Genomic DNA, 21897 nt, shown 5'->3' on the forward strand with positions numbered 1-21897 from the left:
ATGCCCAAAACCGGAATACCGCAATAAGGTCCACCTGTACAGCGTGGACCGTATTTGCTGCGCTTACATGCCGGCCAAGGCGACGTATTTGATCTCGAGATAATCCTCAATGCCATGGCGCGAACCTTCGCGGCCCAGGCCCGAATGCTTGACGCCGCCGAACGGGGCGACCTCGTTCGAAATCAGGCCGGAATTGACACCCACCATGCCGTATTCGAGCGCTTCGGAAACACGGAAGGCGCGCGCCAAGTCCTTGGTGTAGAAGTAGGAGGCCAGGCCAAACTCGGTGTCGTTGGCCATCTGGATCACTTCGGCCTCGGTCTCGAACTTGAACACGGGTGCCAGCGGGCCGAAGGTTTCTTCGCGCGCCACCTTCATGGCCGAGGTCACGCCGGTAATGATGGTCGGCTCGAAGAAGCTGTGGCCCAGCGCATGGCGCTTGCCGCCCAGCACCAGCTTGCCGCCCTTTTCCAGCGCATCGGCGATGTGCTCTTCGACCTTCTCCACGGCCTTCTCGTCAATCATCGGGCCTGTGGTGATGCCGGGCTCCAGACCATTGCCGATAGTGAGCTTGGCCACGGCTTCGGCCAGCTTGGCAGCGAACTGGTCGTACACGCCGGCCTGCACGTAGAGACGGTTGGCACACACGCAGGTCTGGCCGGCATTGCGGTACTTGGACGCAATTGCGCCTTGTACGGCGGCATCCAGATCAGCGTCGTCGAACACGATGAACGGTGCGTTACCACCCAGTTCCAGCGAAATCTTCTTCAGCGTGGGGGCGCAGTTGGCGTACAGCTCGCGGCCGATTTCGGTCGAGCCGGTGAAGCTCAGCTTGCGCACAGTGTCGTTGGCGGTCATTTCGCCTGCGATCTCGCGTGCCGAACCGGTCACGACGCTGAACAGGCCTGCTGGCAGGCCAGCGCGCTCGGCCAGCACGGCGAGGGCCAAGGCAGAGAACGGTGTCTGGCTGGCGGGCTTGAGCACCTGAGCACAGCCTGCGGCGAGCGCCGGGCCGGCCTTGCGCGTGATCATGGCATTGGGGAAATTCCACGGCGTGATCGCCGCGGTAACGCCGATGGGCTGCTTGAGCACCATCAGGCGGCGATCATTGGCCACGGTGGGGATCATCTCGCCGTATACGCGCTTGGCTTCTTCGGCAAACCATTCGATGAAGGACGCGCCATAGGCGATTTCACCCTTGGCCTCGGCCAGCGGCTTGCCTTGTTCGGCAGTCAGGATGACGGCCAGATCGTCCTGGTTTTCCATCATCAGGTTGAACCACTTGCGCAGCACGGCTGCACGTTCCTTGGCGGTCTTGTTTTGCCAAGCCGGCATGGCACGGGCCGCGGCTTCGATCGCGCGGCGTGTCTCAGTGGCGCCCATCTTGGGCACAGTGCCGAGGATTTCGCCGGTAGCCGGATTATTCACGGCAATGGTGGCGCCGTTATCGGCGTTCAGCCATTGGCCATCAATGTAAGCCTGTTGCTTGAACAGGCTGGGGTCTTTGAGATTCAGCATGGTGTTGCTCCAAGGGAAAACGGGCGGTTGATCCGCCCGTTGTCAGCAAGTACCGCCTGCTCAGGCCTTCATGGCGGCTTCGAGGATGGTCAGTGCTTCGGCGAACTGGTCGTCCGGAATCGTCAGCGGGGCCAGGAAACGGATCACGTTGCTGTAGACGCCGCAGGTCAACAGGATCAGGCCGCGCTTCATCGCCTCGGTCTGCACCTTCTTGGCGAAGTCGGCATCGGGTTCGCTGGAGCCAGCTTTGTTGAATTCCACGGCGACCATAAAGCCCAGACCGCGCACATCGGCGATCTGTGGCACGGCACCCTTGAGGCTGTTGAGTTTGTCCATCAGCGCCTTGCCGAGCTTTTCGGCGCGGGCATTGAGCTGCTCGGCTTCGATCACGTCGATCACGGCCAGCGCTGCTGCCACAGCCAGCGGGCTACCGGCATAGGTACCACCGAGACCGCCGGGGGCCGGCGCATCCATCAGCTCGGCGCGACCGGTCACGGCCGATAGCGGGAAGCCGCCGGCCAGGCTCTTGGCCATGGTCATCAGGTCGGCCTTGACCTCATGATGGTCCATCGCAAAGGTTTTGCCGGTACGACCAAAGCCGGTCTGGATTTCATCGGCAATCAGCAAGATGCCGTGTTCGTCACACAGCTTGCGCAGACCGACCATCAACTCCTTGGGCGCCACATAGAAGCCCCCCTCACCCTGCACGGGTTCGAGGATGAAGGCTGCGACACGCTTGGGATCGATGTCCGACTTGAACAGGTGCTGCACATACTTGAGTGTATCCGCCACCGAGACGCCCAGTGCGGGGAACGGGGCGTGGAAGACATCGGCAGGCATCGGGCCAAAGTTGAGCTTGTAGGGGTTGACCTTGCCGGTCAGCGCCATGCCCATCATGGTGCGGCCATGGAAAGCGCCCGAGAAGGCGATGATGCCGCTGCGGCCGGTGGCGGCGCGGGCGATCTTGACGGCGTTCTCGACGGCTTCGGCACCGGTGGTGAAGAAGGCGGTCTTCTTGGGGCCGGCAATCGGCACGATCTGGTTCAGCTTTTCGGCCAGCTGCACATAGCCTTCATAGGGCACAACCTGGTAGCAGGTGTGGCTGAAGGCATCGAGCTGGGCCTTCACGGCTTCGACCACCTTGGGGTGGCGGTGGCCGGTATTGAGCACGGCAATACCCGAGGCAAAGTCGATGAACTGGCGGCCTTCGGCATCAGTCAGGGTGGCGTTGTCAGCCTGGACAGCGAAGAAATCGCCCAGCACACCAACGCCGCGCGGCGTGGCGGCAAGGCGACGGGCATGAAGATCGGCATTCTTGGACATGGTCTCAACCTCGGGCAGCTAGCAGGGAATAGAGCCGGAATTTAATCACAAGTGGTGAATAAATTCACCACTAGCGGTGAATTTACGCATCGTTGCGCTGCAGCACACCCGCCGATCGGCTCAGCGCCCGGCCATGATTGCGGGGTAATCCTGGGCCCAGCGGCTGTAAGGAACGCAGCGCGTCTGGGTAGCGCATCGCGTTTGTGGTGTCTTCCAGAATCGGATCTGGTTCATGCGGGCAAAACCGTTGGTAGCGCAGAATCGTGTGCCGGCCGGCGCCGGGGTATCGCAAGCCGAAGGGACGGCCGGATTGGACCCGAACCACTCGGCCAAGGCCGATTGCAGCACGGGATTGAGCGAGTACTCCATCCACTTGTAGGCACACACGGGATGCCGGGCCGTGGCATGCAGCATGGTGGTGTCGGCCCAGCCCGTAGCACCCTCGCGCGGAATGACGCCCGCCACCGGCACACCCTGTGCCTTGAGGGCATTGATCTGGAAACCCCAAGCGCTGGCGGCAACGACGCTACCGCGTCTGAAATCGTTGATCTGCTGATTCACATCATGCCAATAGCGCTGCACCAGCGGCTTCTGGGCACGCAGTAGCGCCAGGGTAGCTGCATATTGCGCCTCGTTGAGCTCATACGGATCGCGTATGCCCAGCGCTGGCTGCTGGTGCATGAGGTAGAGCGCGGCATCGGCGATCGCGATCGGGGCATCATAGGCCTGTATCCGTCCCTTGCTTGCCTTGCCGTCGGGGAATGTCTGTGCCTCGAAAACCACCCGCCAGCTATCAGGCGGGCTGGAAAACACCCGCGTGTTATAGGCCAGGAAGTTGGCGCCCCACTGATAGGGCACGCCGTAATGCCGGCCATCCACCACATGCCAGGGGGCCTTCTGCAAACGCGGGTCTACCGTGGCGTAGGCGGGAATCAGCTTGAGATTCAAGGGCTGGACCTTGCGGGCTAGAATCAGCCGCAAGCTGGCATCGCCCGAGGCAGTGACCAGATCATGCTCTCCCTTGTTCATCAGGGCGATCATGGCGTCGGAGGTCGCTGCCGTGGTGATGCTGACCTTGCAGCCGGTATCCCGCTCGAAGGCACTGAGCCAGTCATAGCGTTTATCGCTGTCGCCCCGCTCCAGATAACCGGGCCAGGCGATCACCTTGAGTCGCCCCTCGCCGGGCCCAAGCGCCTGTAGCGGCACGGCCAGGGTTGAAGTCGCCGTCACGCAGGTCGCAAAGACAAACAGGCACGAATGGCGTTGGGGCATGGCGTCCTCTATCCCGCCGCGGACCATCCACGCGGCATCAAGGCGTTATAGCAAAACCGACCCGAAACGGGGTGGCGAGGATACGGCCGGCATGTCAGCGCGCGGGTCGGCTCTCAGCCGCACAACTTGGGCACAATCCCCGGCATCTGCAGCGTGGTGCCATCGTCGAGCGTGAGCGGGATCAGCATCTCGCGAGCCTTGAAATGGGGGTCCGTAAACATGTCGGCGACCGAGTACACCTTGGAGGCCGGCACTTCGGCACGGGCCAGTACTGCCATGACTTCGGCCCCGCTGTGCCGGGCGACCCACTGGTCGATCACCGCATAGAGTTCATCGCGGCGCGCATCGCGGCCGGCGTTGTCGGCCAGATCGGGCGCAGCGGCCAGATCTTCGCGGCCAATGGCGCGCATCAGGCGCTGGAAGATCGCATCGCCGTTCGCGCCGATAGTGATGTGCTCGCCATCACGGCTGGTATGGGTATTGGACGGGGTGATGCCGGGCATGATGTTGCCGGTGCGCTCACGGATGAAACCATCGTAGGCGTATTCGGGCACCAGGCTTTCCATCATGGCAAACACGGCCTCATAGAGCGCCACATCCACCACCTGCCCCTTGCCGCCATTGACCTCGACCTGCCGCAAGGCCATCAACGCCCCCATCACGGCATATTGGGCGGCAATGGAATCGCCGATCGAGATGCCCGTCCGTACCGGCGGGCGATCGGCAAAGCCGGTCACATAGCGCAGACCGCCCATGGATTCACCCACCGCACCAAAGCCCGGCTGGTCGCGATAAGGGCCGGTCTGGCCAAAGCCCGAGATCCGCACCATGACCAGCTTGGGATTGCGCGCCGACAAGGTATCCCAGCCCAGACCCAGCTTTTCCAGCACACCGGGGCGGAAGTTCTCGACGACAATCGCCGCGCCATCGCACAGGGCCAGCGCTTCCGCCTTGCCTTCGGCGGATTTGAGGTCGAGTCGCACGCAGCGCTTGCCCCGGCTTTGCACATGCCACCATAGCGAGGTGCCCTGATGCAGCCGGCGCCAGCGTCGCAGCGGATCGCCCTCCGGCGACTCGATCTTGATGACCTCGGCGCCAAAGTCGGCCATGAGCCGAGTGGCAAACGGTGCGGCGATCAAGGTGCCGAACTCGACAACCTTCACGCCAGCGAGCGGCTTGCGGGGGTCTTGCATGCGGAGCTTCCACGGAGACGAAGGCCTGCAGCATAGCGAGCCTTCTTGCTGCTTAGAACGGCGGCGACGTTTTTCTTGCCAAGCAGGTCAAGGAGAGCGGCCTCAGTCGCGCCATTTGATCGAACAACCCACGCTCGGGTATTGCACCGCAGGACCGGTGCCCAGCATGGCAATCGCCTTCATGGCCTCAAAGAGTTCGCGCGGCGCGCCGGGCTGGAACTGCCGGCCGGAAGCATCGAAGCGGCCGTGATAGCGCAGTTTCAGATCCATGTCGTAACCAAAGAAGTCGGGGGTGCAGACCGCGCCATACGCGCGCGCCACGTGCTGGGTATCATCAAACAGATAGGGGAAGCCAAAGTTGTAGGCTTTGGCATAGGCTTTCATCGGCTCAAAGTCGTCTTCCGGAAAGGCCTCCGGATCATTGGCGCTGATCGCCACGCTGCCGATGCCATAGCTCTCCAACTCCTTGCAGGTCTCCACCAGCGCCTCGCGGATCACCTTGACGTAGGGACAATGGTTGCAGATGAACATCACCAGCAAGCCATTGGCGCCTCGCACATCGGCAAGGTGGTAACGCCGCTCATCCACCCCCAGCAAGTCGAAATCGACAGCGGGCGTACCCAGCTCGATCAAGGCAGAAGTCAGACTGGCCACGGTATAGCACTCCCGGCAGAGCACGCCCGACGGGCGCGGTAATGTCGTGATTATAGGATGGTGTCGGCTGGCATAATGCTGCACTCCGATTGCCGATTCCTTTGCCCATGCCCCGCTTTTATCTGGATGCTCCACTTCATGTGGCCAGCTCGCTGGATCTGCCCGAGACCGTGGCCCGCCATGTGCAGGTCCTGCGCCTGCAGCCCGGCGATGCCATCACCCTGTTCAATGGCCTGGGCGGCGAGTATCAGGCCACGGTCACGGCCATGGGTAAACGCCATGTCTCGGTGCAGGTGGATAGCCAGACCAGCGACGAACGCGAATCACCCCTGCAACTGACTCTGGTGCAGGCGCTCTCGGCCGCCGAACGCATGGACTACACCGTACAGAAGGCCACCGAGCTGGGCGTGAACACGATTCAGGTCGTGCAGTCCGCCTATTGCGGCCACAAGCTGGCCGCCGACCGGGTGGAGAAACGCTTGCAGCACTGGCGTGGCGTTGCCGAATCGGCGGCGGAGCAATGCGGACGCACTCGCGTGCCTACCCTGCTTGCACCAATGAAGTTTGATGACTGGTTAAGCCGCATGCCGGCCGCCGAGCTGCGTTTGCTGCTCTCGCCCACCGGTGCAAAGCGGCTCGATGAACTACCCGCCAAGACCAGCTCGGTGCAGGTGTTGATCGGCCCCGAGGGCGGGTTCTCGGATCAGGAAGAGGCGGCCGCCATCGCCGCCGGCTTTACCCCCTTGATCCTGGGGCCGCGCCTTTTCCGTACCGAAACAGTCACGCCGGTGATTGCCGCTTTGCTGCAGGCGCGCTACGGCGACTTCTGAACCGGCACCAAACAACAAAAAGGGCAGACCCGCGGGTCTGCCCTTTTGCATTCGGGATGCCGGCAGGCTTAGAGCGAACCGTAGGAGTGCAGCCCCGAGAGGAACATGTTCACGCCCAGGAAGGCAAAGGTGGTGACAAAAAGGCCGATCACCGCCCACCAGGCCAGCACATCGCCGCGCCAGCCCTTGACCAGACGCACATGCAACCAGGCCGCGTAGTTGAGCCAAACGATCAGCGCCCAGGTCTCCTTCGGGTCCCAGCTCCAGTATCCACCCCAGGCATCGGCCGCCCACATGGCCCCCAGAATCGTGGCAATGGTAAAGAACAGGAAACCCACGGCAATCGCGCGGTACATCACCTCGCCCAAGGTGTCATGGCTAGGCAGGTAGTCTGCCAGCCAACCGCGCGAGACGAGCAATTGCGCAATACCCAGCATGGCAGCCAGCGCAAAGGCGCCATAACCGACAAAGTTGGCCGGCACATGGATCTTCATCCACCACGATTGCAGCGCCGGGATCAGCGGCTGGATCTCGTGCGCCCCGCGATCCAGCGTGTACCAGAGGATGAAACCGACGGCGGCGGTGATGATCAGCAGCACGAAGGCGCCCATGCGGCGGGTGGCAAAGCGGCCTTCGTAATACAGGTACATCAAGGCGGTGATCAGGCAGAACAGGATGAACACTTCATACAGGTTCGATACCGGGATGTGGCCCACATCGGGGCCGATCAGGTAGCTCTCGTACCAGCGCACAAAGAACCACACGCAAGCCGCACCGCAGGCCGCCCAGGTCAGCCCCGACGCGATCAGTTCCGCGGTATTGGAGCGCCGCAGCAAGCCCACCCAGTACATGGCGGTGGCCAGGAAGAACAGCACGCACATCCACATGGCGGCCGATTGGCTGGCGAGTGCGTACTTGAGCCAGAACGCGGTCTGTGCACGACCCAGATCGTCTCCATACAAGCTGACAGCACCGAGCGACAGCACAATGCTCACGGGCACCAGCACGCGCAAGGCCTTCCAGAACCAGCCGAGCGCGATGGTGCCGATGGCCGTACCGACCAGAATGGCCTGCTCGTAGCCGTCCATGAAGCTGCCAAAGCGCTGGAAAGCCGCGACAGACAGCGCGATCACGAACAGCGCAAAGCCGTAATCAGCCCAGCCCAGCTTGCGCCAGAAGGGCAACTGGGCGTTGAGAGCGGCATTGGCCGCAAGGGTGGTGGTGTTCATGTAGTGGACTCCTGTGCTGCGCCGGCCATGCTGACCAATGCGGCACGATGGGATGCGAATTCGCGCTCGGTCAGCGCGTCACGGCGGTTGCTGCTGAGCGCCAGCAACAAAGTGGGCTGGTCACCGCGATCCAGCGCCCAGACCCAGATACGGTTCTCGCGGATGTAGAACATGCAGAAAATGCCCAGCACCAGCAAGAGACTGCCCAGATAAACCAGCGGCTGGCCGGGACTGCGGGCCACCTGGAAGCCGCTGGACTTCACTTCTTCAAACCCTACCGGCTGCAGCCAGAACGGACTGCCGTAGTCAAAGCTGGCCGACATGGCAACGAGCACATCCATCAAGAAGCGATAACGCTTTTCGTCCACCGCTACGGGTGCCCGCCCTGCGCGCTCGTTGGCGACGGCATCGGCATCGATCACCGCACCCTGCAGCAGCTTGATATAGGTTTGCGCCACGGCCTTGCGCTTGTCTTGCGGGACCTTGTCGTCCAGAAACTGCTCCAGCGCCACAAAACCGCCTTCGGAGAAACGCTGCAACACCCAGCGCACGCTTTGCTCGAAGGGCGCGCGGAATTCAGCGCTGACGGCGCCTTCGCTAGCAGCCTTATCGGCCGTGCGGCGGGCAATCTCGGCCCAGGCGGACGGATCGCGCAGCACGGCCTTGAGGCGCATGAAACCATCGGGCTTGAACTCGGCATCCAGCGGGACGCGCACAAAGGCAAATGGTGCCGCCTGCTCGCTGCGCATGCCCGTCATCATGTAATAGCGGCCATCTTCCTCAAACGGGGCAAGGTAGTTCAGATACTCGCGCGCCTGACCTTGACCATCACGTACCTTGAACTGTACCGAGGGGCCCAGATTCTTCACCCGTTTGGGCGCGCGCACCTCGCGGGCATCCTGGATCATCTTGGCCATGCCGCCAGCCGCCTCGGCGGTATCGGGCAGGCTCTCGATATTGAACGGGCGCAGCTCACCGAATTCCAGCGTGAGTGGCGTTCCAGCCCAGTCGAACGGCAGTGTGTTCTGAGATACCGCCGCAAGCGGGACCGAGGTCGCCGAGGTGCTGGTCCAGTCCCACATGGCAAATTGCAGCTTGGAGCCGCCATCGCCAAAGCTCGATTGATAGATGGCGACGCCATCGACAATGAGCGGGTGATTGACCTTGACCGTGGCGGTCGTGATCTTGCCGCTATCCTTTTCGATCACTTCGATATCACTGGCAAACAGCTTGGGCTGGCCACTGCTGTAGTGCTCGATATGGAACTTCTTCAGACGGATCAGGAAGGGCAGTTCCTGCACATAGTAGCCACGCCCCGCGTTCAGGAAGGCCACGTCAGCCACGCCGCCCTCCGGCACGTCAATATTGGCGCGGAAGGAGCCATTGCTGGCCGGCAAGCGGCTGATGCCGGGAATCTGGCTTTGCGGCACATTGCGCAGTTCGGGCTGCTTGTTGCCCATCAAGGCCTGCAGCTTGAGCGGCAGATTGCCATCCAGCAGACCGCCAATACAGATCACCACAATCGCGGCATGCGCGAGCAGATAGCCCAGTCGCTGCAAGGCGCCTTTCTTGGCGACCAGCAAGGTGCCCTCGGGGCGTTCGACCTGCTTGAATTTATAGCCCTGCGCAGCAAACCAGGCCTGCGCCTGGCTCAACGCCGTCGCGGCATCCACCCGCAGGGGGTGTTCGTCGTGGTGATGCATGCTGCGCAGGGACTTGAGCCCAGCCTGCTCACGCCAGGACTTGATGTCGCGGACAATGCCCGGCAACTGGCGATAAATGCACAGCGAGGTCGAGATCACCAGAAACAGCAGGATGATCAGGAACCAGCTCGCGTGGTAAACATCGAACAAGCCCAAGCGCTCGAAGGGCTGGAACCAGAAATCGCCGAACTCGAACACGTAGTCGGGATAGGGGCGGTTCTGCTGCAGTACCGTGCCGATCACCGAGGCAATGGCCAGTATGGTCAGCAGGCTGATCGCGAAGCGCATGGAGCTGAACAGCTCGAACAGCGCCCGGGCAAAGGAGAGACGACGCACAGAGGGTTCCGGATCAAGTAGAAAAGGGGCGGCAAGGCCACCCCTTTGTCACTGGCTGCCAGGGAAAATTCCCGGCTCAGGCCAATCAGCGCAAGCCGGCGATGTACTCGGACACCGCCTTCAAGTCGGCATCCGTCATCTTGGCCGCAATCGGGCCCATGACTGCGTTCTTGCGGTCGGTGCCGGCCTTGTAAGCCTGCAGCGAAGCGACAACGTACGAAGCGTGCTGGCTACCCAGACGCGGATACTGGATCGGCATGCCCGAACCATTGGGGCCGTGGCAGGCCATGCAGGCCGGCAAACCGGTCTCGCGGTTACCGCCCTGATAAATCTTCTTGCCGGCAGCGATCAGTGCCTTGTCGGTTGCACCGCGCGGCTTGATCTTCTGGGTGCCGAAGTAGGCCGATACGTTCTTCATGTCTTCGTCCGACATGGTGGCAACCTGACCCATCATGATGGCGTTCTTGCGCTCACCCTTCTTGAATGCCACCAGCTGCGCATACAGGTATTCCGGATGCTGACCGGCCAGCGTGGGGTTGGCACCCGCAGCGCTGTTGCCATCCAGGCCGTGGCAAGCGGCACACACCTTCTCGACGACGGCCTTGCCCTTGGCGGGATCGGCCTTCGCAGCGGGCGCCGGGGCGTTCGTCGCCATGGCGAAGGTGGCGATCGAGCCAAGCAGTACTGCCAGCACGCTACGTTTCATAGAGACAACTCCTTGGTGACGGACGAAACGGGCAAGTCGGCGCCCGCCGTGGGTTCTTGGTTTTTCGAGCCTGCGGGATCACTGCGCGACCTGGATCGGGAAGCGCCGGGCAGCGAGCCTGACGATACAAACCTGATATTCTATCCGAAGCTTAGTGCGTCGCCAAAGCCGACGCTACAACCCTATTGGACGTTCCCCATGTCGCTGTTTCGCCAACTCCGCTTCCACACCACCGTCAACGAGATGCGGATGCTCCCGTACGAGGGCGTTGAAGTCGCCTTTGCCGGCCGCTCCAACGCCGGAAAATCCAGTGCCATCAATACCTTGGCGGATCACAACCGGCTGGCATTCGTCTCCAAGACACCGGGCCGTACCCAGCATATCAATTACTTTTCCTTCGGCGAGGGACGCTTCCTCGTTGATTTGCCCGGCTACGGTTACGCCCAGGTGCCCGAGGCCATCCGCAACCATTGGGAGCAGCTGCTCGGCAACTATCTGGCCACGCGCGACAACCTGATCGGCCTCGTGCTGCTCATGGATGCGCGCCATCCACTCAAGCCGCTGGACGTGCGCATGCTCGACTGGTTCATCCCCACCGGCCGCCCCGTGCACGTCTTGCTGACCAAGGCCGACAAGCTGACCCGCCAGGAGCAGGCCAAGACGCTGGCGGCGGTGAAGGCCAAGCTCGATACCTGGCCGCAATGCACGGCCCAGCTCTTCTCCAGCCTCAAGAAAACCGGCATCGAAGAGGCCGAAGCGGTTGTCGGTGGCTGGTTCGCCCAGGCACATGACGCCGTCAGCCAGACCGACGATGCCGATCAGTGAACTTTATCCCGAATCCCCGCTCTGACTCGGCAGGTGTAACGCGCACCTCCCGCTTCCCTCCCTGAGCGGGCCCCGGTCACCCACGGCCGGGCATTTCGACCCCGGCCTCCATCCCCTTGGCCGGGGTTTTTTATTTGTTCGGGCCAATGCCGGGCTTTTTTATTACATTTCTAACAGCCGCTTGCTCATGTCATAGTGGACGCAAGGGCAATTGTGCTATTTTAGCCAATGCTGCAATACGTGCCCGCGCACCGCTGCGGCGTAATTAAAACAGGAGACAGGCGATGCAGAATCTCGCCGGCATCAAGGTCATGGTCATTGACGACAGCAACACCATCCGCCGCAGTGCCGAAATCTTCCTCGGCCAGGCCGGGTGCGAAGTCATCCTCGCGGAGGACGGTTTCGATGCACTTGCCAAAATCAGCGACCATCTCCCGAATGTCATTTTCGTGGACGTGATGATGCCCCGTCTGGACGGGTATCAAACCTGTTCCCTGATCAAGAAGAACCCGAAGTTCAAGTCCACGCCCGTCATCATGTTGTCGTCCAAGGACGGCCTGTTTGACCGGGCCCGTGGCCGGATGGTCGGCTCCGATGAGTACCTGACCAAACCCTTTACCAAGGACAGCCTGCTGCAGGCTGTCGGCATGCACGCAAACGCCGCCTGAGGCGACCCATAGGATCCCGCATATGACCATCAAGAAAATCCTGATCGTCGACGACTCCCCGACCGAACGTCACTTTCTGGGCGAATTGCTCACCAAGAACGGCTTTCAGGTCATGACCCTCGAAAGCGGCGAAGAAGCCGTGGCGCGCGTCAAGGACCTGATGCCTGACCTGATCCTGATGGACGTGGTCATGCCCGGCCTCAATGGCTTTCAGGCAACCCGCACCATCACCAAGGATGACGTCACTGCGCACATCCCGGTGATCATGTGCACCTCCAAGGGTCAGGAGACCGATATCGTCTGGGGCAAGCGCCAAGGCGCACGTGGCTACGTGATCAAGCCCGTGAACCCGGAAGAGCTGCTCAAGCAGATCGCGGCACTGAGCTAGAGCCCGGCACCCCATGGCCCGCCGCATCAGCCTCCGCGAATACCAGGAGAGCGTGGTCGCACGACTGCGCGCCCTGCCTGCCACTCACACGGTTACGACCAAGCTCGGCGTCCAGGTGGGCGATCAGGCCTGGCTGCTGGATCTCACCGACGTCAGCGAAGTGCTGCCGGTGCCCAATATCGCTCACGTGCCGCTGACGCGGCGCTGGTTCAAGGGTGTGGCCAATATCCGCGGCAACCTGTACAGCGTGGTCGATCTGCCGGGCTTTCTCGGCGACGAACCGGTACAGGCGGCCGTGGCCAGCCGGCTACTGATCATCCACCCGCGTCACATTGCCAACTCGGCGCTGATGGTCAACCGGATGTTGGGCCTGCGCAATGTACAAGGCATGGAAACCGTGGCCGAAGCCGATCCCGCCGTACCATGGTGCGGTCCGACCCGGCGGGATGCCGACGGCCGCGAATGGCGGGAAATGCGTATTACCGAGCTGGTGCAACAAGCACCGTTCTTGCAAGTAGGTACGATTTAAGCATCGTGTGGCGCAAAGCCGGGGTGACGGCGCAAAGCTGCACCCACACACAAAGTTGACAGGGAGAGACGCAAAGATGGCGCTGATGGACAACATGAAATCGCTCAACAAGGGCAAACCATCCGGCCCAGCTCCCAAGGCGGGCAGCGGCTTGGGCAGCAAGCTGGCGGGTCTGTTCGGCAAGGGCAAGAAGCCCGCGGCGGCAGAAAAGACCGACAAGGCTTATGACCCGCTGCGTACGGTATCCATCCTTGATCGCATCCGCCCGCAGGCGGAGAGCGGCATGGTCAGCCCCCTGCCCCTGATCGGCCACTTGCCGATCCGTCGTCAGATCGAACTGTGTATCTGGACCATGGGTATCGCGGGCCTCCTGCTGGTCGCCACGGTCATCCTGATGGTGCGTAGCTCCGGTCACGATGTGATCTACCGCGCCACCTCAACCGAAATGCAGATGTTGTCGCAGCGGATTGCTCGTGCGGCCGCCCAGGCGGTGCAGGGTAATGCCGAAGCCTTCCCCTTGCTCAAAGGCGCTTATGACGACTTTGACCGTAACCTCAAGGCACTGGTAGACGGTGGCGAAGCGCCGGCTGCCAGCGGCGAGCCGGCCGAGATTCTGGCCACGATCCAGCAGAACTGGAATGCCAACTTCCGGCCCAACCCCAAGCAACCCACCATCGAAAGCATTCTCAAGCAGCAAGCCACGCTGGTGGCGCTGACCAAGAACGTGAACACGATTAACCGTAACGATGCGCGCCTGCTGGAACTGTCGCAGCAGCTCGTCTCCTTGCTCACCGAATCGCGCGCCGGCTCGCGTGAGGTGGAACTCGCCAACCAGCAGGTGATGCTGTCGCAGCGTATGGCCAAGAACGCCAACGCCATGCTGGCCGGTGAAGTGATCAACCCCGAAGTGGTGTTCCTGCTGGGCAAAGACACCAGCACCTTCCGCGACACCATGCAGGGCATGATCGACGGCAACGCCGAATTGCGCATCGCCGCGACCAGCAACCCCGAAGTGAAGGAAAAGCTGATTGAAATCCGCGACATGTTCAAGGATTTCGAAACCGTGGTGAGCACCTTCTCCAGCAACATGCAGAACCTCGACGCCACCCGCAAGGCCAACCAGACCACCTTCCGCGAAAGCGAAAAGCTGCTGCAGGATGCCAAGAAGCTGACCGAAGCCTTCGAGCGCCAGGCAGGCAGTGCCATCTCGCTGGTTCTGGCGATCATCTTTGCGGTTGTGGCCATCGCCGGCCTTTACGGTCTGATCCGCGTTTACAACTCGGAAGCCCAGCGTCGCCGGCTTGAAATCGAAGCGGAAAACAAGCGGAACCAGGAAGCCATTCTGCGACTGCTGAACGAAATGTCCGACCTCGCCGACGGTGACTTGACCGTACGTGCGTCGGTGACCGAAGACCTGACCGGCGCTATCGCCGACTCGATGAACTACACCATCGACGAGCTGCGCAGCCTGATTATCGGTATTAACCGCGCGACCGATCAGGTGACGGCCGCCTCCCAGCAAGCCCAGGCAATTTCGAGCGAACTGCTGCAAGCCGCACAGCGCCAGTCCGAAGAAATCGTGGAGACCAACGAGGCCGTGCAATCGATTGCCCGCTCGATTACCGATGTGTCCGGTAACGCCACCGAATCCGCCCGTGTGGCCCGCCAGTCGCTGGAAGCCGCGACCAAGGGTGCCGACGCGGTACAGAACCAGATCAAGGGCATGAACGAAATCCGCGAGCAGATCCAGGAGACCGCCAAGCGAATCAAGCGTCTGGGTGAAAGCTCGCAGGAGATCGGTGAAATCGTGGAACTGATTTCCGACATTACCGAACAGACCAACGTGCTGGCCCTGAACGCCGCCATTCAGGCCGCATCGGCCGGTGAAGCCGGTCGCGGCTTCACGGTGGTTGCCGAAGAAGTGCAGCGCCTCGCTGAACGCTCCGGTGAAGCCACCAAGCAGATCGGCGCGATTGTGAAAACCATTCAGGCCGATACCCACGACGCCGTAGCCGCTATGGAACTGTCCACCCAGGGTGTGGTGGAAGGGGCCAAGCTGTCCGATGCCGCCGGTCAGGCGCTGAACGAGATCGGTCAGGTGTCGAACGAACTGGCCGACCTGATTGATACGATTGCCAAGGCCACCACGTCGCAGCAGGAACTGGCTGACAAAGTGTCCGCCTCCATGCAGGACATTCTCCACATTACCGAACAGACCACGGCAGGTACCAAGCAGACCGCCGTGCAGATTGGTCAGCTCACGGGTCTGGCCGCAGAACTGAAGGGCTCGGTTGCAGGCTTCAAACTCTGACCGATAACAGGGCGCCAGCGGTCCAAGCCGCGGCGCCTGCTCTGCCCATCAGCCACCAAGCGGGACCAAAATAACGATGAGCGCGCACACCGAATTCGATCTGGGATCGCTGATCTGGGTCAAGGGCGAGATCGACCTTGCCCTGGAAAAAGCCCGCCAGAATCTGAACCGCTACGCAGCAGCCACTGATGCTGCCGAACTGAAATTTGCCCAGACCCACCTGCATCAGGTGCGCGGCGCCGTTGAAATGGTCGGCCTGTCGGGCGCCAGCCGCTTCGCCGAGGAGCTCGAAGTTGCCATCGGCAGCATCGAACGTGGGGAGGCCCAGGAAGGCCTGCGCGCGGCAGTTGTCGACGCCATGCAGAACCTGGCGCAATACCTTGAAGGCCTGGTCAACGGTGCGCCCGATCTGCCGCTCAAGTTGCTGCCGATCTATCAGCAGGTACGCCTGCTGCGCGGCGAAACCGTTTCCAGCGGGGCAGACCTGTTCTTCCCCTCGCTATCGTCCGATCTGCCTGCCACCCTCACCAGCCACAAGCTCGACGCTGACGCCCTGCCCGGCTATCTCAAGAATGCCCGCAGCCGCTTCGAGGCCGGCTTTCTGCGCTGGATCAAGGGCGATCGCCACGACGGTGCCGTCTGGATGGTGCAAGCGCTGTTCGGCGTGGCCAAAACCCAATCCAGCGGTCTGCAACGCGGCTTCTGGTGGGCTGCGGCGGCACTTGCCGAAGGCAGTGTGGATAACCGTGCCAAGCTGGATATCGATCTCAAGCAACTGTTCCTGCGCCTGAACCAGCAACTGCGTCGTCTCAGCGAGAATGGCGGCAAGGTTGCCGAGCGCCTGTTCCGCGATGTGCTTTATGCCATCGCCCATATGGATACCAAGAGCCGCCAGTGTGCCGCCGTGCGCGAAGCATTCGGCCTTGCCGAGCTGCTGCCTGCGGGTGCGCTGGAAGACGACGCCCAGCAGCTCGCTGCCATGCAGGTCGCTCGCGAGCTCAAGGAAGTGGTGCTGCACGCCAAGGATAACTGGGCTCGCATCGGCGGCGGCAGTGCCGATCGCCTGCCCGCATTCCGCCAGCAGCTCACCGATGTATTGCAGCGTGGTGCAAGCCTGAATATCGACGGCTTCGTGGCGCTCGCCGATACCTTGCTGGCCGTCCTCGCGGATGCCAAGACTGCGCCCGATGAATCGATGGCGCTTGAAGTGGCCACGACGCTCCTGCTGCTGGAAAACGCGCTCGTCGTGTTCCCCGAGTACTCCAGCGACTTCCCCGCGCAATCGGCTGCCATGCAAACCCGCCTGCGCGAAGGCGAAGCCGCAGCGCCGGACGTTACCCTCGACGACGTCTCGCGCCGCGCTCAGGAACGCCTGCTGATGGCGCAGGTTGCCCAGGAAATCCAGGCCAACCTGACGCAGATCGAACAGACCCTCGACGATTTCTTCCGCGATGCCAGCACCCGCGGTGAACTGGCCAGCACGGACGCCACGATCCGGCAGATCCGGGGTGCGCTGACCATTCTTGATGAGCGCGATGCGCAGACCATTCTGGATGCCTGCGCCGAGATCGTGAAACGCAATCAGGCAGACGACTACACCGCACCTGCTGATGAGCTGGAATTCCTCGCCGAGGCGTTCTCCAGCCTGGGGTTCTACATCGACGCGCTCAAGCGCGAAGAGGCCGATCGCCACAAGCTGATCGCCAGTGTGCTGCAGCGTGTCCGTGGCGATGCCCCAGCCGAGCCGGTTATGGCAGAACCCACCGAGGCCGAGCAGATTGCCGTCGAGTTTGCGACAGGCCCCGAGGCCGAACGCGACACACCGGTCGCCAGCGCGGAGCCTGCGCCCGCACCGGCACCCGCGCCTGCCGCCCCCACCCCGGTCAGCGAAGCGGCTGTGGATGCCGAGCTGCTCGAGGTGTATCTGGAGGAGGCGGTCGAGGTTCTCGACAACGTCAACAGCCACCTGGGCACCCTGCAGGAACAGCCGGGTGACAAGGATGCGCTCACTGTCATTCGTCGCGGCTTCCATACCCTCAAGGGTAGTGGTCGCATGGTGGGCCTGAACCAGCTCGGCGAAGTCGCCTGGGCGGTCGAGCAGGTCATGAACAAATGGCTGCAGGAAGAGCGCCGCGCCACCCCGAGCCTGTTGCAACTGGTCGGCATGTCGACCGAGCGTTTTGGTGTCTGGGTCGACGAACTCAAGCAGCAAGGCACGGCCCTGGTTGAAGCCAGCGCCATCTTTGCACTGGCCGAGCAGCTCAAGAGCGGGCAAGAACCCGAGGCAAGCGATGCCGGGATCCCGCCACAGGATGACGCTCCTGCGCCGGCAGAAACCGACGCAGATAGCGCCGCCGAGCCCGTGGCTGAACTCAGTTCCGGCCACGATGCCATCGAGGAGATCGACGCCGCTGCCCCGCCTGCAACAGACGATGACCTTGTGGATTTCGCCTTGCCCTCGCTGGAGGCAGCGCAGTCCACAGTCAATGAACCGCAGGCCGAGGAAGCGCACGCCCTGTCGTTTGACCTCGATACCGGTGCGGACGTAGATGTCGCTGCCACCGAACTGGTGCTCGACTTCCCTGTCGACACCGCAGCGCCCGACCAGGCCAGCGATTCCGGCATGGCTGCCGACACCCCGTCCAGCGCCGATGCTGACGCCGCAGAACTGGACCTGGTGCTGGACTTCGATGCGTCCGGCAGCCCATCCGACAGCACGCCGGCTGAACCGGACACCGCAAGCGGCACCGCGGATGCATCACCGGTGGTGGAGCTGGATCTTGCGCTCTCGGAGCAACTCGCTGCGTCCTTGCAGACATCGCAGGAAGACGACAACGAATCTGCCGAGATCCAGATCGGCGAGTTGACCATCTCGCGTGCCCTCTTCGGTATTTTCCTCGACGAGGCCTACCGCCACTACACCACGCTGAGTGAAGCCTTTATCGACTTCAGTACCCGTGGCGAAGTCGAACCGGCCTTCGTGCATGCCGCCCACACGCTATGCGGCATTGCCAACACGACTGGGTTCGCGAATCTGGGCGAACTGGCGCACGCCATCGAACAAGCCTTGCTGGCCCACCAGCAAGCCGGCATCGCGCTGGAGCAGGAAGACTACGGCACACTGGCCCTGGCCATTGATGAAGTCGGCGCCATGCTGGGCAAGATCAGCAACTATGCCTCGCCTGGTGCGGCATCGCCCTCGGTTGCGCCGCTGCTGGCCTTGGCCAATCGCCTCAAGGACAGCGCCCATCCGCTCACCATCGCCAGCGAAGCCATTACCCTGACCTCGGCAGACGAAGAGCTGTCGCTGGAGCTCGACGCCTTCTCGCCGCAGGTGGCAGAGACACCTGCTGCGGCGACAGATGAGCTGATCCTCGACCTGGATGCAATCGAGCCCGATAGCGCGGCAACGGCACCAGGTATCGAAGACCCGGCCCCTGCCGATGACGAGGTACTGGAACTCACCGTGCCTGCAGAAGACGGCGAAGCTCAGGATGAGGTGTTGCTCGACTTCCCGCTCGATGAGCCCGAAGCCGAAGCCGAAGCCGAAGCCGAAGCCGAAGCCGAAGCCGAAGCCGACATCATGGTGGCACCGGTTTCCGACACCCAGCCCGTTTTTGAGTCGATTACGCTCGACGAGGATGAGGTCATCTCGCTAGAGGGTCTCACCATCGATGAGACCGTGGCAGACGTAGTTGCGCCCCCCGACACCACCATCGAGCTGACTGCCGACGAGTCACTGAATATCGACAACATCCCCGTCCTGCTGGACGAAGATACCGTGTCGGTCGTCGAACTCGAACCATTGGCCGCCCCCTTGGCAGACCTGCCGCTGGCCGATGTGGACGAATCGCTCATCGTGCACGAGTCGCCCGTTGACCACGGCGACGATGCAGAAATTCTGGATGCCATTTCGGCGGCCGCCGCCAAGGTGGAACCGGTCGCCGAAGTCGGCCTGCCCACACCGGCAGAGGCCGATGGCGTCGGTGCCGTCATGCATCTGAGCAGCACCGATCGCCTGGGTAGCATCACGGTATCGGATGAGCTGGACGAGCAGTTGCTGCCGATCTTCATCGAAGAAATGCAGGAACTGCTGCCCGAAGTTTCCGCCGGCCTGCGCGCCCTGCGCGACAGCAGCGAACAATCCGAAACGCTCGATTCCCTCAAGCGCGTGTTGCATACGCTCAAGGGCAGCGCCCGGATGGCCGGGGCCATGCGCCTGGGTGAAGCCACCCACAATATGGAAACCCGCCTGCTCAACGCAGGCGAGCATCTGCCCCCGGGTATCATCGATGAGCTGGACCTCGATTACGACGCCATCGTTGAGCTGCAGGATCGTCTGATCAATGGCGAACCTGTCAGTGCCGACGCCGAGGCAGAAGACAGCGTCATTGATGCGCAAGACGCCAGCGACGACACGCCTGCAGCCAGCACGGCGGTCGCGGCAATCTCGCCCATGCAACCCGCCCGTGCTGCGGCACCGGCTATCGCCCTGTCTGATCCCGATGCCGGTCGCGCCAGCATCCGGGTGCGCGCCGATCTCGTCGACCGCCTGGTCAACCAGGCCGGTGAGGTGGCGATCTCGCGCAGCCGTATCGAATCCGAAATGCTGCTGCTCAAGCGCTCCTTGCTGGAACTGACCGACAACGTGGTGCGCTTGCGCGGCCAGTTGCGTGAAGTGGAAATCCAGGCGGAATCGCAAATGCAGTCGCGCCTGTCGATGGTCGGCGATGCACCGGACTTCGACCCGCTGGAATTCGACCGCTTTACCCGCTTGCAGGAACTCACGCGCTTCATGGCCGAGAGCGTGAACGACGTGGCCACCTTCCAGCACAACCTGCTGAAGAACCTCGACGAATCCAGCGCCGCCCTGACCCAGCAAGCGCGGATGACGCGTGACCTGCAACAGGAGCTGATGCGTATCCGTATGGTGCCGTTCTCCTCGGTGTCCGAACGTCTTTACCGCGTGGTACGCCAGACGGGCAAGGAAACCAGCAAGAAGGTCAACCTGGAAATCCGCGGCGGACGGGCTGAGATTGACCGTTCGGTGCTGGAAAAGATGGTGTCGCCGTTCGAGCACATGCTGCGTAACGCGATCGACCACGGCCTCGAAAAGCCCGAAGACCGGCTTGCTCTGGGCAAGAACGAATTCGGTGAAGTCGTCGTTGAGGCCCGTCAGGAAGGTAACGAGCTGGTCCTGACCCTGCGCGACGATGGTGCCGGTCTGAACATCGATCGCATTCGCCAGAAGGGCCTGGAAAAGGGCCTGATCGAGGCGAATACCGACTACACGGATGCGCAGATCATGGCGCTGATCTTTGAGGCCGGCTTCTCCACCGCCAGCGCCGTGACCCAGCTCTCGGGCCGTGGTATCGGCATGGATGTGGTGAAGAGCGAAATCGAAGAACTGGGCGGCCGCGTGGAGGTCACCTCCACGCTCGGCAAGGGCACGACCTTCGTGATCCACCTGCCGCTGACGCTGGCGGTGACACAGGCGGTGCTCGTCAAGGTGGCCGGCAAGCTGTATGCGATTCCGTCGGTCATGGTCGAGCAGGTTCAGGAACTCAAGATCGACCCGTTGAACCAGCTGTATCAGCAGCACCAGGCCGAGTGGCAGGGCAATGTGTATCCCTTCCACTATCTGCCGCGGCTGATGGGCGATTACGACACCCAGCCCGAGCAGAAGCGCTACAACACCATCATGCTGTTGCGCTCGGGTGTGAACCGGATCGCGATCCACGTCGATGAACTGGTGAAGAACCAGGAAGTCGTGGTGAAGAACATCGGCCCGCAGCTGGTACGTGTGGCCGGTATCGCCGGTGCCACCGTGCTGGGTAACGGCGAGATCGTGCTGATCATCAACCCGATCGCCCTGCTGCAGCGCCGCGCCGAAGCCCCGGTAGCCGATTTTGATGCCGCCATGGCAGCCAGCGCACCGGCACCTGAAGAGATCATGCAGGTCATGCCGCTGGTCATGGTGGTCGATGATTCGCTCACCGTGCGCAAGATCACCAGCCGTTTGCTGGCGCGCGAAGGCTATCAGGTCGAGACCGCCAAGGATGGTGTGGATGCGCTGCAGAAGCTGCAGGACATCCGCCCGGCCGTGATGCTGCTGGACGTGGAAATGCCCCGTATGGATGGCTTCGAACTCACGCGCAACCTGCGAGCGAATGCCGATACACGCGACATCCCTATCATCATGATCACCTCGCGGACTGCCGACAAACACAAGAACTACGCGTTCGAACTGGGCGTCAATGTGTTCCTGGGCAAGCCCTATCAAGAAGACGAGCTGATGGGTCACATCCAGCGGCTGATCGCCAACGAGGCGGTGGACGCCTGATTACGGATCGTCCCACCAAAGACAAAGGCCCCGCTTCAACGGGGCCTTTGCCTTTGGTGGGTGTACCGG

15 protein-coding genes are annotated in these 21897 nt (G+C 62.2%); 7 read left to right on the forward strand and 8 right to left on the reverse strand.

The window, feature by feature from the left end; genetic code table 11:
• Positions 1-63: 63 nt before the first annotated feature.
• The 5 genes from gabD to O9X62_RS03750 form a co-directional block, all read right to left on the reverse strand.
• Positions 64-1518 (reverse strand): NADP-dependent succinate-semialdehyde dehydrogenase, encoded by a 1455-nt coding sequence (gabD, locus tag O9X62_RS03730; RefSeq protein WP_269531418.1) that lies wholly within the window; start codon positions 1516-1518, stop codon positions 64-66.
• 60 nt (positions 1519-1578) lie between these two features.
• Positions 1579-2841: a 4-aminobutyrate--2-oxoglutarate transaminase gene (gabT, locus tag O9X62_RS03735; RefSeq protein ID WP_269531419.1), complete on the reverse strand. Its 1263-nt coding sequence runs from the start codon at positions 2839-2841 to the stop codon at positions 1579-1581.
• Between the two features lie 120 nt (positions 2842-2961).
• On the reverse strand, positions 2962-4113 hold the full coding sequence (locus tag O9X62_RS03740) for an ABC transporter substrate-binding protein (RefSeq protein WP_269531420.1): 1152 nt from the start codon (positions 4111-4113) through the stop codon (positions 2962-2964).
• A 113-nt stretch (positions 4114-4226) separates the two neighbouring features.
• On the reverse strand, positions 4227-5306 hold the full coding sequence (locus tag O9X62_RS03745) for a CoA transferase (RefSeq protein WP_308446421.1): 1080 nt from the start codon (positions 5304-5306) through the stop codon (positions 4227-4229).
• Between the two features lie 102 nt (positions 5307-5408).
• Positions 5409-5960, reverse strand: coding sequence for a thioredoxin family protein (locus O9X62_RS03750; protein ID WP_269531421.1), 552 nt, complete (start codon positions 5958-5960; stop codon positions 5409-5411).
• A 107-nt stretch (positions 5961-6067) separates the two neighbouring features.
• Between O9X62_RS03750 and O9X62_RS03755 the strand changes: the two genes are divergently transcribed.
• Entirely contained in the window at positions 6068-6790 is a 723-nt protein-coding gene (locus O9X62_RS03755; RefSeq protein ID WP_269531422.1) for a 16S rRNA (uracil(1498)-N(3))-methyltransferase, read from the forward strand.
• A gap of 68 nt (positions 6791-6858) precedes the next feature.
• Here the strand turns inward: O9X62_RS03755 and ccsB are convergent, their stop codons facing one another.
• The 3 genes from ccsB to O9X62_RS03770 form a co-directional block, all read right to left on the reverse strand.
• Positions 6859-8019, reverse strand: coding sequence for a c-type cytochrome biogenesis protein CcsB (gene ccsB / locus O9X62_RS03760; protein WP_269531423.1), 1161 nt, complete (start codon positions 8017-8019; stop codon positions 6859-6861).
• On the reverse strand, positions 8016-10058 hold the full coding sequence (locus tag O9X62_RS03765) for a cytochrome c biogenesis protein ResB (protein WP_269531424.1): 2043 nt from the start codon (positions 10056-10058) through the stop codon (positions 8016-8018). Before O9X62_RS03765 ends, ccsB begins: the two co-directional genes overlap by 4 nt.
• Positions 10059-10143: 85 nt before the next feature.
• Positions 10144-10764 carry a cytochrome c gene (locus O9X62_RS03770; protein WP_269531425.1) on the reverse strand — a complete coding sequence of 207 codons (621 nt, stop codon included), beginning with the start codon at positions 10762-10764 and terminating at the stop codon, positions 10144-10146.
• Positions 10765-10962: 198 nt separating this feature from the next.
• On the opposite strand from O9X62_RS03770, the gene yihA reads away from it, so the two are divergent.
• The 6 genes from yihA to O9X62_RS03800 all read left to right on the forward strand — a co-directional run bounded on the left by yihA (position 10963) and on the right by O9X62_RS03800 (position 21828).
• Positions 10963-11589 carry a ribosome biogenesis GTP-binding protein YihA/YsxC gene (gene yihA / locus O9X62_RS03775; protein ID WP_269531426.1) on the forward strand — a complete coding sequence of 209 codons (627 nt, stop codon included), beginning with the start codon at positions 10963-10965 and terminating at the stop codon, positions 11587-11589.
• Positions 11590-11873: 284 nt separating this feature from the next.
• On the forward strand, positions 11874-12257 hold the full coding sequence (locus O9X62_RS03780) for a PleD family two-component system response regulator (RefSeq protein WP_269531427.1): 384 nt from the start codon (positions 11874-11876) through the stop codon (positions 12255-12257).
• A 28-nt stretch (positions 12258-12285) separates the two neighbouring features.
• The gene (locus O9X62_RS03785; protein WP_374708386.1) at positions 12286-12645 is read left to right on the forward strand and encodes a PleD family two-component system response regulator; all 360 of its coding nucleotides are present in this window, start codon (positions 12286-12288) and stop codon (positions 12643-12645) included.
• 13 nt (positions 12646-12658) lie between these two features.
• Positions 12659-13174: a chemotaxis protein CheW gene (locus O9X62_RS03790; protein WP_269531429.1), complete on the forward strand. Its 516-nt coding sequence runs from the start codon at positions 12659-12661 to the stop codon at positions 13172-13174.
• 76 nt (positions 13175-13250) lie between these two features.
• The gene (locus O9X62_RS03795; RefSeq protein ID WP_269531430.1) at positions 13251-15485 is read left to right on the forward strand and encodes a methyl-accepting chemotaxis protein; all 2235 of its coding nucleotides are present in this window, start codon (positions 13251-13253) and stop codon (positions 15483-15485) included.
• Positions 15486-15561: 76 nt separating this feature from the next.
• The gene (locus O9X62_RS03800) at positions 15562-21828 is read left to right on the forward strand and encodes an Hpt domain-containing protein (RefSeq protein WP_269531431.1); all 6267 of its coding nucleotides are present in this window, start codon (positions 15562-15564) and stop codon (positions 21826-21828) included.
• The last annotated feature ends 69 nt before the right edge of the window (positions 21829-21897 follow it).

This window comes from Chitinimonas sp. BJYL2 (assembly GCF_027257935.1).
In the GTDB taxonomy this organism is placed as follows: domain Bacteria; phylum Pseudomonadota; class Gammaproteobacteria; order Burkholderiales; family Chitinimonadaceae; genus Chitinimonas.

Coding starts and splice junctions, on each gene's coding strand:
- yihA (WP_269531426.1), top strand. CDS start 10,963: ATGTCGCTGTTTCGCCAACTCCGCTTCCACACCACCGTCAACGAGATG.
- gabD (WP_269531418.1), bottom strand. CDS start 1,518: ATGCTGAATCTCAAAGACCCCAGCCTGTTCAAGCAACAGGCTTACATT.
- O9X62_RS03770 (WP_269531425.1), bottom strand. CDS start 10,764: ATGAAACGTAGCGTGCTGGCAGTACTGCTTGGCTCGATCGCCACCTTC.
- O9X62_RS03780 (WP_269531427.1), top strand. CDS start 11,874: ATGCAGAATCTCGCCGGCATCAAGGTCATGGTCATTGACGACAGCAAC.
- gabT (WP_269531419.1), bottom strand. CDS start 2,841: ATGTCCAAGAATGCCGATCTTCATGCCCGTCGCCTTGCCGCCACGCCG.
- O9X62_RS03790 (WP_269531429.1), top strand. CDS start 12,659: ATGGCCCGCCGCATCAGCCTCCGCGAATACCAGGAGAGCGTGGTCGCA.
- O9X62_RS03795 (WP_269531430.1), top strand. CDS start 13,251: ATGGCGCTGATGGACAACATGAAATCGCTCAACAAGGGCAAACCATCC.
- O9X62_RS03745 (WP_308446421.1), bottom strand. CDS start 5,306: ATGCAAGACCCCCGCAAGCCGCTCGCTGGCGTGAAGGTTGTCGAGTTC.
- O9X62_RS03755 (WP_269531422.1), top strand. CDS start 6,068: ATGCCCCGCTTTTATCTGGATGCTCCACTTCATGTGGCCAGCTCGCTG.
- ccsB (WP_269531423.1), bottom strand. CDS start 8,019: ATGAACACCACCACCCTTGCGGCCAATGCCGCTCTCAACGCCCAGTTG.
- O9X62_RS03800 (WP_269531431.1), top strand. CDS start 15,562: ATGAGCGCGCACACCGAATTCGATCTGGGATCGCTGATCTGGGTCAAG.
- O9X62_RS03740 (WP_269531420.1), bottom strand. CDS start 4,113: ATGCCCCAACGCCATTCGTGCCTGTTTGTCTTTGCGACCTGCGTGACG.